This window comes from Limnobaculum zhutongyuii (assembly GCF_004295645.1).
GTDB classification, from domain to species: Bacteria; Pseudomonadota; Gammaproteobacteria; order Enterobacterales; family Enterobacteriaceae; genus Limnobaculum; species Limnobaculum zhutongyuii.
The window spans coordinates 4,269,017-4,282,425 of sequence record NZ_CP034752.1 but is presented as its reverse complement, the minus strand read 5'-3'; the positions used below and the strand labels follow the sequence as shown (position 1 = coordinate 4,282,425).

The 13,409-nt window shown below is 47.9% G+C and carries 10 protein-coding genes; 6 read left to right on the top strand and 4 right to left on the bottom strand.

Annotated elements, in window-relative coordinates; translation table 11 throughout:
• Positions 1-152: 152 nt before the first annotated feature.
• Entirely contained in the window at positions 153-1,643 is a 1,491-nt protein-coding gene (gene pitA / locus EKN56_RS19190) for an inorganic phosphate transporter PitA (protein ID WP_130593254.1), read from the bottom strand.
• 207 nt (positions 1,644-1,850) lie between these two features.
• On the opposite strand from pitA, the gene EKN56_RS19185 reads away from it, so the two are divergent.
• On the top strand, positions 1,851-3,119 hold the full coding sequence (locus EKN56_RS19185) for a BaiN/RdsA family NAD(P)/FAD-dependent oxidoreductase (protein ID WP_246019889.1): 1,269 nt from the start codon (positions 1,851-1,853) through the stop codon (positions 3,117-3,119).
• On the opposite strand, the gene EKN56_RS19180 is transcribed toward EKN56_RS19185, so the two are convergent.
• Positions 3,120-4,760 (bottom strand): ABC1 kinase family protein, encoded by a 1,641-nt coding sequence (locus EKN56_RS19180; RefSeq protein WP_130593253.1) that lies wholly within the window; start codon positions 4,758-4,760, stop codon positions 3,120-3,122.
• Positions 4,761-5,208: 448 nt separating this feature from the next.
• Here EKN56_RS19180 and EKN56_RS19175 point away from each other — a divergent pair, with 448 nt between their 5' ends.
• Positions 5,209-6,105 carry a PHP domain-containing protein gene (locus EKN56_RS19175; RefSeq protein ID WP_210405315.1) on the top strand — a complete coding sequence of 299 codons (897 nt, stop codon included), beginning with the start codon at positions 5,209-5,211 and terminating at the stop codon, positions 6,103-6,105.
• Between the two features lie 6 nt (positions 6,106-6,111).
• Here the strand turns inward: EKN56_RS19175 and EKN56_RS19170 are convergent, their stop codons facing one another.
• Positions 6,112-7,020 (bottom strand): LysR family transcriptional regulator, encoded by a 909-nt coding sequence (locus tag EKN56_RS19170; protein WP_130593252.1) that lies wholly within the window; start codon positions 7,018-7,020, stop codon positions 6,112-6,114.
• A 210-nt stretch (positions 7,021-7,230) separates the two neighbouring features.
• Here EKN56_RS19170 and EKN56_RS19165 point away from each other — a divergent pair, with 210 nt between their 5' ends.
• On the top strand, positions 7,231-8,499 hold the full coding sequence (locus EKN56_RS19165; protein ID WP_130593251.1) for an MFS transporter: 1,269 nt from the start codon (positions 7,231-7,233) through the stop codon (positions 8,497-8,499).
• A gap of 18 nt (positions 8,500-8,517) precedes the next feature.
• Here EKN56_RS19165 and EKN56_RS19160 read toward each other — a convergent pair whose 3' ends face one another.
• Entirely contained in the window at positions 8,518-8,784 is a 267-nt protein-coding gene (locus tag EKN56_RS19160; protein ID WP_130593250.1) for a DksA/TraR family C4-type zinc finger protein, read from the bottom strand.
• A gap of 541 nt (positions 8,785-9,325) precedes the next feature.
• Here EKN56_RS19160 and EKN56_RS19155 point away from each other — a divergent pair.
• From EKN56_RS19155 to rmuC, 3 genes are all read left to right on the top strand, one after another.
• Entirely contained in the window at positions 9,326-11,071 is a 1,746-nt protein-coding gene (locus EKN56_RS19155; protein WP_130593249.1) for a sensor histidine kinase, read from the top strand.
• Positions 11,072-11,238: 167 nt separating this feature from the next.
• Positions 11,239-11,772 (top strand): DedA family protein, encoded by a 534-nt coding sequence (locus EKN56_RS19150; RefSeq protein ID WP_130593248.1) that lies wholly within the window; start codon positions 11,239-11,241, stop codon positions 11,770-11,772.
• A gap of 130 nt (positions 11,773-11,902) precedes the next feature.
• Entirely contained in the window at positions 11,903-13,408 is a 1,506-nt protein-coding gene (gene rmuC / locus EKN56_RS19145; RefSeq protein ID WP_130593247.1) for a DNA recombination protein RmuC, read from the top strand.
• Position 13,409 lies beyond the last annotated feature (1 nt).

The window sequence follows — 13,409 nt, the reverse complement described above, 5'->3', positions numbered from 1 at the left end:
TCATCTTATTGACTATAAAATAACGATTGGCGCTTGGCTACTGTCGATTTCGCTGAAAGCTTCATAATGTGAGGTCGTGAAGGTCTCAGATAATAAAAAACCCCGCGGTGTTTATCACACAACGGGGTTTTTTATTCATGATTCCGGCCCTGTTAAATCAGTTTCAGAGCAATCCAGTAGAGGCTACCGGAAAGAAGAACTGCAACAGGAAGGGTCAGAGCCCAGGCCAGGAAAATACTTTTAACGGTCTTACTCTGCACGCCGCCGCCATCAACCAGCATAGTACCGGCTACGGCAGAAGAGAGAACCTGTGTGGTAGAAACCGGCATTCCGGTGTAGCTGGCAACGCCGATAGAGAGCGCGGCAGTCAGCTGTGCAGAAACGCCCTGAGCGTAGGTCATGCCCTTCTTACCGATCTTCTCACCGATAGTCACGGCAACGCGTCTCCAACCCACCATGGTACCCAGTGCCAGCGCTAATGCGACAGAAACGATAATCCAGATAGGTGCATACTCAACGGTCACCAGCACGTCTTCACGCAGTTCTTTAATGTAACGCTTATCCTGAGAGGTCGTTTCAGGCAGCTTGTTCACTTTAGCCGCAGTATCAGCAACGCATAGCAACAGGCGACGCAGTTGACCACGCTGTTCTGGTGCCAGCTGTTCGTAATTATCCAGACCGCTTAACATCTGCTGTGAATGACCAATTGCAATCAACGCCCGGGAGTTATCACAGTGATATTCTGTGGTGGTGCTCATGGCGGGTAGTGGATCGGCGCTGTTCTGGCCTACGATGTGAGGAATGGCATCACGGTGATTCTGATAGTACTGCTCAAGGTGGCCTAAGGCATCACGGGTACGGGAAATCTCATAGCCGTTAGCACTCATATCCACCACGAATCCTGCCGGCGCTACACCAATCAGTACCAGCATCAGCAGACCAATGCCTTTCTGACCATCGTTAGCACCATGGGAGAAGCTTACCCCAATGGCTGACAGGATCAGCATGATACGGGTCCAGAACGGCGGCTTACGTTTACCGTCTTTCTTTTCACGTTCTGCCGGTGTTAAGTGAATACGTTGGCGTTTCTTGCTGCCGCTCCAGAAGCGACGCAGAACAAAGATCATGGCACCAGCCAGAATCAAACCAACCAGTGGTGACAGAATCAGTGACAGGAAAATCTGAATCATCTTAGGCAGATTTAAGGCGTCAACGATAGAGGAGTCTGTCACGATGGCATTGGTTAAACCAACACCAATAATGGAACCGATAAGCGTATGTGAACTGGAGGCCGGAATACCAAAATACCAGGTTCCCAGGTTCCAGATAATGGCTGCTAATAGCACCGAGAACATCATGGCAAGGCCATGAGTTGAACTGATGTTAAGCAGTAAATCCGTAGGAAGCAGGTGCACAATGGCGTAAGCAACGCTCAATCCGCCAAGCACAACACCAAGAAAGTTGAAAACACCCGCCATCACAACAGCAAGCTGTTCGCGCATGGCGCGGGTATAAATAACGGTGGCTACTGCGTTTGCTGTATCGTGAAAGCCATTGATAGCTTCATAAAACAGAACAAACAGTAATGCGAGACCCAGCATTAGGGCAGTATGAATTTCTAGTCCAGCAAATATGTTTAGCATAAACCTTACTGTCAGTAATGGAGGTAGACCGGCGCATTATCAGCACAATTAGCTTATCGGCAAAGAAAAAATTAACTTTTTTTTCGATTCTGCGCACCCGTTTACATGTGTTTACAAATGTAACCAATTGTTATTGTTAAGATAAGCATGAAACTAAAATATTTTTTACCTCGTTAACAAAATCTATTCTGCTGGCTAGAACCATGGATGATGAATACAATTCTGGCACAAAATAGGAAGTCGTGCGGTCAGCTGACCGAAATTTCAGAGGTTTTTGTGGTTGAACAAGCGGACGTAGTGATTATTGGTGCCGGGGCCGCCGGGCTGTTTTGTGCGGCACAGGCTGGACAGCTGGGGCTTAATGTCCTGTTGGTGGATAACGGTAAAAAACCGGGGCGAAAAATATTGATGTCCGGTGGAGGCCGCTGCAACTTTACCAATATGTATGCTGACCATACGGATTACCTTTCCCATAATCCACATTTCTGTAAATCAGCGCTGGCGCGCTATACCCAATGGGATTTTATCGAACTGGTATCGCGTCATGGCATCGCTTACCACGAGAAAACGTTGGGGCAGCTGTTTTGCGATGACTCCGCCGAAGATATTGTTAACCTGCTGGTAAAAGAGTGCGAGCAGGGCAAGGTCGATTTACGTATGCGTAGTGAAGTACTTAGCGTTGAACGTAATGAGCAGGGATTTCTGGTTAAATTGTCCACGGGAAATATTCAGGCTAAATCTTTGGTTATTGCCAGCGGTGGTTTGTCTATGCCCGGACTGGGGGCAACGCCTTTTGGCTATAAGATAGCGGAGCAGTTTGGCATTAATCTGTTACCCACCCGTGCAGGGCTGGTTCCCGTGACGTTGCATAAACCGTTGCTGGAAGTGCTGCAAACCTTGTCCGGTGTTGCCGTACCGGTAAGCGTAACGGCAGAAAACGGTGTCAGTTTTAAAGAGAGTTTGCTGTTTACTCATCGCGGCCTTTCTGGTCCGGCAATATTGCAAATCTCCAGCTACTGGCAGCCAGGAGAGTCAATCACCATCAATTTACTGCCGGATTTAGATCTGGATGCTTTCCTGAATACGGAACGCGCAGAGCATCCAAATCAGAGCCTGAAAAACACCCTGGCACGTCATCTGCCTAAACGTCTGGTAGAAAGTTTGCAAACCCTAAATAAAGTGCCTGACGTGACGCTGAAGCAGCTTTCTGTTTCTCAACAGCAGCAACTGACTGATGCATTGCAGCAATGGCAAATTCAGCCCAATGGTACCGAAGGTTATCGTACCGCCGAAGTCACCTTGGGCGGTGTCGATACCAAAGCACTGTCATCCAAAACCATGGAGTCAGCTCAGGTGCCCGGACTCTACTTTATCGGTGAAGTAGTGGATGTCACCGGTTGGCTGGGCGGATATAACTTCCAGTGGGCGTGGAGCTCGGCCTGGGCTTGCGCGCAGGCGTTGACTAAAACCGAATAGCTAAACGCGCCACATCCGCCATGCCAACCAGACAATACCACCTAATACCAGCAGGGCACTCAGCGTAGGGAAAACGGGAATACCGAAAATAGAAAATGTCTGGCTGAGTAGCCATGGCGCGATACCTAATGCAAATGCAGCGGTCACGATAGCGATGGCCAGCGTCAGAGCACTACGCTCCAGCGAACCGCCCAAACTGCTGAGATTTTTCATGTCGATATCGACATGCGCTTTACCCTGTCGGATACGGCGAACCAGTAAATTCAGAACTTGTGGCAGCTCCTCGCTGGCCTCAAGCATTTCAATTCCCATACGATGAGTTCGTTGTCGGGTAGCTCGCAGGCTATAGCGTTTTATCACTGCATCACGAAGGAAGGGCTGCAGAGTCTTGATAATATCGAACTCAGGATCGATGCGGTGCAATACGCCATCCGCAGTGATCAGCGCTTTAAATAGTAGAACCAGATCGGGTGGCAGAGAGAGCTGATACTCACGGGCAATGGATAACATGGTCATCAAGGCCACGCCCATCTTTAATTCGCCATACCCTAAGCGCTCGAGAAAGTCTTGTGCAGCCTGTTCCAGTACGCCAACCTCGGCGATGCTATCGGAGCTCCATTTGATCAGTACGCTCACTAACCCCTCGCAATCACGATTAGCCAACGCCTGCATCAGTGACAACAGCTGATTGCGTCGCCGAATCGAGAGCTGGCCTACCATACCAAAATCAATAAACGCAACGCGATCGCCCGGCAGGGCCATCAGGTTACCGGCATGAGGGTCGGCATGGTACAGTCGATCTTCAAATACCATCTGCATAAATGCCAGTGCACCGCGGGCAGCAAGGGTTGGACCATGAAAACCCGCCAGTGCCAGTTGTTCAGTGTTCTGTGGCTTGGTGCCGGGAATAAACTCTTGTACCAGCAAACGGGTTGATGAATATTGTGGCCAAATACGGGGAATGGCGATATCCGGGCGATTGTGGAAATTGCGCTCAAAATGCTGGGTATTGGCCGCTTCGTGGCATAAGTCGAGTTCATGATTTAAGGCCGTAGCCAGCTGGCGCACCAATAAGCCAGGGGAAAAGCGCGCCAGTTGTGGACTTTGCTGTTCAATAAATTCCGCCAGCCAGGCCAACAGGCGCAAATCGGCGTGAATGGTTTTGGCTAAATCAGGACGCAAGACTTTAACTACGACATCTTCACCGCTGTGCAGGCGTGCACGATAGACTTGCGCCATTGAGGCAGCGGCCAGTGGGGTGGTATTGAATTCGGCGAATACTTCCTCAACAGGAGTGCCCAGTGAAGCGGTAATCTGCTCATGCATACTCTCCCATGGCAGGGTTGTTACATTGCTGTGCAGCTTTTCTAGCTCTTTGGTCCACTCATCACTTAATAAGTCGGAACGGGTTGCCAATATCTGACCCAGTTTGACAAAGGTTGGACCTAATGCTTCCAGCGCCTGACGCAGCCGCTGTGGCTGATTTTCTGACGGTTCTGCGCTACGGGAATAACGGCCAAATAATGAACTCAGCCCCAGCATATGCACTAAATCCTGCAAACCGTAGTTTATCAGCACTTGTCCAATAGCCCGCAGGCGAACCCGATCCCGAGTGGTAACAAAAACCGTTTTTAATAACATGATCCATCCTGTAGCTGGAGGAAAACCCGAATATTTCAGCAACCGTCGCTTTCATCACAAGAAGAGCATCGACGGTTTTGATTCGATTAAGAGAATATCTTATAGGGATATGCTGAACTTACTATGAAAAATATCTTCTTTGATTTCAATAACAAATAAATAGGGAATTTCTACTTAATTACTGGGATAAATTGAGTGTTTTTAACGTCTCAATAGGTGCCAATTTATGTCGGGTTGAAGACGCTATCTGCAGCAGTTATTTTGCGAACTAAACCAGGTGAAGAAAATAATGGTAACCGCAGAAAACACCGCTGGTGTTTAATCTATCTACCGGCTCGTACTCTCTGCTTTTCATTTCATATTGATATGTTATTTTCCAGAATAACATTTAGCCGGTTATAGGGCGCGGGTCATACCCCGTTCCGGCGTTATTCGGGAGTTATTATTCATGATGGAAAGTCTGGAAAAGATCGATCTTCATATGCATTCAAACTACAGCGACGATGCAGATTTGCCGGTAGCAGAACTGATATCCCGCTGTAAGGCGCATGGTATTACTACACTGGCGGTAACTGACCATAACTCTGCCAACTCTGTTGCAGAGGCCAGCGCTTTAGCGGATAACACTTTGCGAACCATATCCGGTATTGAGATTGACTGTACTTTTGACGAGCGAAATTATCATTTGCTGGGATATGGTTTTACACCCAGCGATGATTTCTCGCAGATACACCGCAATTTTAGTGAGTTACAGCGAAAGCTGATGCCGAAAAAGATAGAAGCACTACGCCATTACGGCTTTATTGTTGATGAGGATGCACTGACCGAACTTGCCGGCGAGCGGATCCCACAGGAAGAGCAGATGGCGGAAGTGATTCTGGCGGACGATGGCAATAAAAATAATCCATTGTTGCTTCCATACCGCTCTGGTGGCTCACGTTCGGATATGCCATTAATCAATTTCTTCTGGGACTTTTTTGGTGCAGGCCGTCCCTGTTATATCCCGGTGAGCTATCCGGCGATGGAACAGATGGTGGATGTGATTAGTAGCAACGGAGGTACGCCGGTTATCGCTCACATCGGTGCCAATATTAAGCAGCAGTATCAGGAAGTGCTTACTGGCATGCAGAAGGTGGGCGTAATGGGGATCGAGGTATTCTCCAGCTATCACTCACCGGAACTGGAAGCATGGTTGTATGATTTTGCGTTGAACCAAAATCTTCATGTGACCTGTGGCAGTGATTTCCACGGACATAATAAGCCGAAAATTGAAGTGGGACAGTGCTGCTACAACGCCAGCCAACTGACCGCTATCCGCCGTTTTACTGATAGCCTGACGGTATAGCCGCAACTACAAATGAGAGAGAGTCATTAACCGTTGCCATAGCTTTTCCATCATAAAGCTAATAAATGCTTCAGTTTTCAGCGGCATCTCTTTTTGCGGTAGATAGACCATGTGCATAGGGTAAGAGGGAAGAGATAATTCAGGTAACACTCTGACTAATCGACCATTGAGCAGGTCCTGTTCCAGGATAACTTTGGACTGCAACACAATAGTAAAATTCATCAGCGCCGCCTGACGTGCGCCTTCACCTGAGTTGATCACCAGACGAGAGGGGAGTGATTCCCCTTCGTTTGGCGTAATCCCGATGGACTGCCAAAGCTTTTCGCTCTGATGCTGGTTGTACCCCAGACAGTTGTGGTGACGCAGGGCTTCCGGGGTATCCGGAGTACCGTGCTTTTTCAGATACTCTGGCGTGGCGGCCAGTACCATTTCATAATCCGGCAGCGCTTTTGCCACCAATCGTTCATCAATAATCTCACCAATGCGAAAGGCAAAATCGAACCCTTCCTCAATCAGGTTAACTTTACGGTCAGCCAGTTCTATTTCAATATTGATCTCCGGATATAACGCCAAAAACTGACTGATAAGCGGTATCAGAATATGGTTACCAAAGGCATAGGGGGCGGTGATCTTCAGGCGGCCGGTAGGGGTTGTTTTCAGTGAATGAACCAGCGTTTCTACCTTAGCGATATCATCAACAATTCGGCGACTGTGTTGATAATAGAGTTGACCTGCTTCAGTCAAACCCTGACGGCGGGTAGTGCGAATCAAGAGTTTGGTTTTTAATGCATGTTCAAGGGCGGAAATGTGCTTCCCTACCATGGTCGGAGAGATCTTCATGGCCTCTGCCGCAGCAACAAAGCTTCCTTTTTCTACGACAGCAACAAAAACTGACATGCTGGTGAACCGATCCATTATAAACCACCCGTTTTTTCTGCACTGACTAAACGATAGTTTTTAGTCATCCCGAAAGTATGAAACACTTTATGTAACTTTGGCGTAATGGTGAAGCAAAAACGCCAAAACATCGGGCCGAATGTGCCGATATGTTTTGATGGTGAAAATGTGAGAACCATAAGCCGCGTCAAGCCGACGCGAAATAATTAAACGGACTCGGGCAAATTTATGACTTCAACACGACCTGACATCACGCCATCCCATGGGGCCATTCGCGCAAAATATGCCGTGTTTCTGACATTTTTCCTCTGTGGCTTTGTGTTTGCCAGTTGGGCTGCCCGAATTCCTTTGGTGATGAGTATCTTCTCCATTAACTCCACTCAAATGGGACTGTTTTTTCTTTGTGCCGCCGCGGGCTCGTTAACCGCACTGATTATTGCCGGCTGGATTACCAGCCGTTTCAGCAGTGCTTTTACTGTGATGTTATCCGCCCTGGTTTTTTCGTTAGGTATGGGAAGTGTGGCGGTATCTGCCCTGTTGCCCAGCCAGTGGCTTTTAGGTGGAGGGCTGTTCATTTTTGGTTTTGGATTTAGCCTGTGTGATGTGGCAATGAATCTGGAGGGAACTCAGGTTGAGCAGCGATTGGGATATACCATTATGCCAAAACTGCACGCCTGCTTTTCGTTTGGAACTGTCACTGGTGCGGCCTGTGGTGCGTTGTTGGAGTTTTTACAGGTTGGATTTACCCTACCGTTGCTACCGTTGCTACCGTTGCTACCGTTGCTACTGTTGGTGATCGGCGCAGCCGTACTCTTGCTCTGGTGTAGCCGCCGTTATCTTTCGGCGGGTACCCGTTACCATGTTGTGGAACACACGGAAAACCAGCCCCAAAATAATCCTTTTGCCGCCTGGCTGGAATGGCGCACTTTAGCCATTGGTTTTACCGTGCTGGCAACGTCATTATTGGAGGGCGCAGCTTTTGACTGGCTCCCATTGGGTGTCGTTACCGGATTTACTCTTGATGGTGTTGAACCCGCCGGGTGGATGGGGTCCATGACGCTGGCGCTGTTTGTGGCGGCGATGACCAGTATGCGTTGGTTTGGTGGTTTACTGATTGATAAGTATGGACGCGTGGTTGTACTGCGTATATGCACCGTGCTTAGTATCACCGGACTAATGATTTTTGGTTTTTCACCCAATTTATCGATGGCGCTTCCCGGTATCTTATTGTGGGGCGTTGGCTGCGCATTAGGTTTTCCGGTGGGAATGAGTGCCGCCGCTGATGAACCGCGGCATGCTGCATCCCGCATTGCGGTCGTGGTGGTGATTGGTTATTGCTCGCTGTTAACCGGTCCGCCGTTACTGGGCTTTCTGGCGAATGCATTTGGTGTGAAGAATGCGTTATTACTGTTGGTTATCCCTTTGTGCATTAGCCTGTTGCTGGTATCCAAACTACGCGTAGTTGCTCCAGTTAAGGAAGCGACAGAAAAAGGATAATGTGGCAGGCCGCCGCAGCTATCTTAGCTGGCTGTCTTTACTTCCCCGGCGGTTATAGCCAGCCTGATGCAGATTTTTTTTATCCAGCTCGGTCTGGCAGGCCAGACAGTATTGAACGCCCGGAAGGGCATCTCTTCTGGCCTGTGGAATAGGATCGCCACACTCCAGACAGTGAGTTGCACTTTCACCGTTATGTAATTGAGAACGTGCTTTAGCGACAGCATCTGAAATGGTGCTGTCAATTTGATCCTGTACGGCGCCGTCTGCCGCCCATCCGCTTGCCATGACAGAACTCCTTATCAGCAGATTTAATTCAATATCAATTACTCTATTTTAGCAGTTGTAAAATGAAAGTGGCTAAATAATGTACTGATGAAATTTAAAATGTGGCAGCTATGTCGAATATTGAATTAACCATAAATCAAATAATTGGTGGGATTTTAACCGTTTCCTCAGAGATAGTAGGGATAATATGCCAATCTATCATTTTGAAATATAATAATATTTAAATATAAATGAGAAATATTCTCATTTTAATAAAAAAGAGCTTTACAGAGTCTATTGATAATGATTATTATTTACATGTTTTCAAGGGGCGGTCATTCATGCTCACCTCGGGAAAGCACGACATTGCTCACATTGCTTCCAGTGTTTATTTTAGCCAGCCCCGTGCTGGCTTTTTTTTATCCATTTTCGCCAAACGGGTCCTTTATTAGACCAGGGCCTATCGCAAGATTACGCGATCGTGTAAAAATACGGGGATAATTAACAACTGATGTTAGAATAGCCAGCGAACCACTGTTGATCACGCAGAGAAAGACACCCCATGGAAATTAGTCAGATTGACCTCATTTTATCTTTATTACAGCAAATGTGCGTTTATCTGGTTATTGCCTATCTGCTGAGTAAAACGCCGCTGTTTATTCCGTTAATGCAGGTCACTATTCGCCTTCCCCATAAGTTGCTGTGTTATTTCACCTTTTCTATGTTCTGCATTATGGGAACCTATTTTGGTTTGCAGATTGATGATTCTATTGCTAATACGCGAGCCATGGGGGCCGTTTTAGGCGGCGTACTCGGGGGACCATCTGTTGGTTTCTTTGTGGGATTAACCGGTGGTTTGCATCGTTACTCTATGGGCGGTATGACGGCAACGGCCTGTATGTTATCGACGATTGTGGAAGGTTTAGTGGGAGGCTTATTGCACCGCTATTTGGTTCGCCACAATCGTATGGACCTGCTTTTTCAACCGCTCACCGTTGCGGCAATTACGCTGTTTGCTGAAGCACTGCAAATGCTGATCATACTGCTGATCGCCCGACCGTTCTCGCAGGCAGTGCATCTGGTAAACGATATTGCATTGCCGATGATGATTGCCAACTCGGTAGGTGCTGCAATGTTTATGCGTATCCTGTTGGACCGCCGGGCAATTTTTGAAAAGTACACCACCGCATTCTCAGCCAAAGCCTTGAAAATAGCAGCCCGATCGGAAGGGGTTCTGCGGCAAGGTTTTAACCAGAAAAACAGTATGCGGGTTGCTCAGATTTTGTATGAGGAACTCGGTGTTGGTGCCGTGGCGATTACCGACCGGGAAAAGCTGCTGGCATTTATTGGTATTGGTGACGATCACCATATTCCCGGCACGTTAATTACCTCTCACCATACCCATAAAGCCATTGAGAATAATCAGGTGGTGTATGCGGACGGTAACGAAGTTCACTATGCCTGTTCGATTACACCTAACTGTAAACTGGGTTCAACGCTGGTGATTCCGCTGCGAGGGGCAGAAAGGACCGTTATCGGGACCATTAAACTGTATGAGCCGAAAAGCCGATTATTCTCCTCTATTAACCGAACGTTAGGGGAAGGGATCGCTCATTTATTATCGGCGCAAATCCTGACGGGAACACTGGAACAGCAGAGGCAGTTACTGGCGCAATCGGAGATTAAGCTACTCCATGCGCAGGTTAATCCTCATTTTCTGTTTAATGCGTTAAATACGCTGTCAGCGGTAATACGTAAAGATCCCGGTCATGCCCGTCGTCTGGTGCTATCGCTCTCCACTTTCTTCCGTAAGAACTTAAAGCGCAGTAACGATGAAGTTAGCCTGAGCGATGAGTTAGAGCATATCAATGCCTATCTGGAAATAGAAAAGGCGCGTTTTGCCGATCGGCTAACGGTCGATATCGATATACCGGATGCGCTATTACCTCTTTCTTTACCTGCATTCTCCCTGCAACCTATTGTGGAAAATGCCATTAAGCACGGCACCTCTCAAATGTTGACGGAAGGTCATATCAGCATTAAGGGCTATTTTGATACCACCGATCTTCACCATCCGGCACTGGTTCTATTGGTAGAGGATAATGCGGGTAATTACTACCCAAGGCCAAACGGCGACGGTTTGGGTATGAATCTGGTGGATCGCCGCATTAAAGCGCGTCATGGTTACGACTATGGGGTGACGGTGGAAAGCCAGTCGGAAGTTTATACGCGAGTCACTATTCGTGTTCCGGCTATTGGTGGTGAGGATTTGCTTAGTATGGCGTCAGAGGCTAAGCCTGCGGCTTAATGGTCTGGCGCTATTGATATGAAGAGAAACCGGGGATTCGCCCGGTTTTTTTATGTCACTTATCGGGTAAACATAAGCATGTTGTATAATGTATAAAAATCAAAAGAATATTGCTTTTTACTGTCGATATCTTGCTAAATGTGGATGTAAAAAACGGGAGTAGCTGCGTGACCCTTGACGATATCATCACATCAATCATGAATTTTGTCCGCGACCATCAGGCGTGGGGCGCTCCTATTGTTTTTTTTCTGGCGTTTGGCGAATCTATCGCCTTCCTCTCTTTGCTCATTCCTGCCACGGTTATTCTGATAGGTATTGGTGCGATTATTGGTGAGAGCGGTATTGCTTTCTGGCCCATATGGATTGCCGCCTCTCTCGGTGCTTTTTTTGGCGACTGGATATCTTACTGGTTAGGCTGGCGCTATAAAGAGCGCATTGCGCATATCTGGCCCTTATCGCGTAACCCACAAATGCTGGTTCGCGGTCAGCACTTTTTTGATCGTTGGGGAACCATTGGCGTCTTCGTTGGCCGGTTTTTTGGTCCTTTTCGCGCCACCGTACCGTTGGTGGCCGGGATTTGCGAGATGCCGCTAAAATCTTTTCAGGTCGTTAATCTGACTTCCGCCATGTTGTGGGGCTTTTTGATTCTGGCTCCCGGCGCCTTTGGTATTCAATGGATTGCTCACTATCTGCGCTTTTAGCCATTCCGTTTATAGATAATGGGAACAATTACGCATAATCAGCCAAAACAATCTGGACATTTATACAGTATTCTCTTACTTTTAACGCTTATTAATTTGTGATGCTTGCATATCAAAAGCCGGAGGCGCGGTGGATAACAGCTTGATGATGATTTTTGCTGCTGCGCTGGCAGGGTTATTACTGGGTGGACTGGTAATGGCAATTTATAACCAGCGCCATCATCTGCAGCAGGAAAACCAAATCGCATTGCTGACTGCACAGTTGGATCAGGCGGATTCAGACAATCAACAGTTACAATCAGAACGTAAAATTCAGCAGCAGGAATTGCAAAAAGGTCAGTTGGATCTGCGCGATCTGTATGCGCGTCTGGCAGCGCTACAGGAGAAAGCCCAACAGCAGGCGCTCTGGCATGAGGAGTGCGAACGGCTGAATCAGGAATTGCGTAGTCTTCAGGGCATTAATAATTCGCTGGAGGTAGAGCTGCGGGAGATGTCCACTCGTCTGGAGGAGACGCGCTTTGCTTCCGAAGAGAAGCAGCGTCTGTTAATCAGCAGCGAACAGCGATTAACGGTGCAGTTTGAGAACTTAGCCAATCGTATTTTTGAGCAGAGCGGGCGTAAGGTGGATGAACAAAATCGCCAGAGCCTGGATCGGCTATTACTTCCGCTGTATGAACAGTTAGACGGATTTCGCCGTCAGGTTCAGGACAGTTATGGGCAGGAAGCTCGGGAACGCCACACACTGACCCATGAGATCCGCAATTTACAGCAATTAAACGCCCAGATGGCCCGTGAAGCGCTTAACCTGACCAAAGCCCTGAAAGGGGATAATAAAACTCAGGGGAACTGGGGTGAAGTGGTGCTAAGTCGGGTGCTGGAAGCCTCGGGTTTACGTGAAGGCCATGAGTATCAAACTCAGGTTAATATGAAGGGTGAAGAGGGTAATCGTCAGCAGCCGGACGTAATCGTTCATCTTCCGCAGGGGAAAGATGTTGTTATTGATGCTAAGATGTCGCTGGTAAGCTATGAGCGCTATTTTAACAGTGATGATGAGCAAGAACGCAGTCAGGCGCTGCATGAACATATTGCTTCCATCAAGTCGCATATCCGCTTGCTTAGCCGTAAAGATTACCACCAGCTTCCGGGATTACGCTCTTTAGATTATGTGCTGATGTTTATTCCGGTAGAGCCTGCTTTCTTATTAGCCATCGACAGGCAACCAGAGTTAATCAGTGAAGCATTGCAGAACAATATTATGCTGGTTAGTCCAACGACATTGCTGGTGGCATTAAGAACCATCGGTAATTTATGGCGCTATGAGCATCAAAGCCAGAATGCCCAACAGATCGCCGATCGGGCCGCGCGCCTGTATGATAAACTTCGGCTGTTTGTTGACGATATGACATCGCTGGGCATGAGCCTTGATAAAGCGCAGGATAACTACCGACAGGCGATGAATAAGCTGTCTCAGGGGCGAGGTAATGTCATTGGGCAGGTAGAAAGTTTTCGATCGTTGGGGGTTGAAGTCAAACGCCCGATGAATACTGCGGTATCGGAACAGGCTTTAGCTGAATCGATATCAAAAATACCGGATAACACCACTGAATCAGCGAATTCTTCTGATATCACCGAATGAT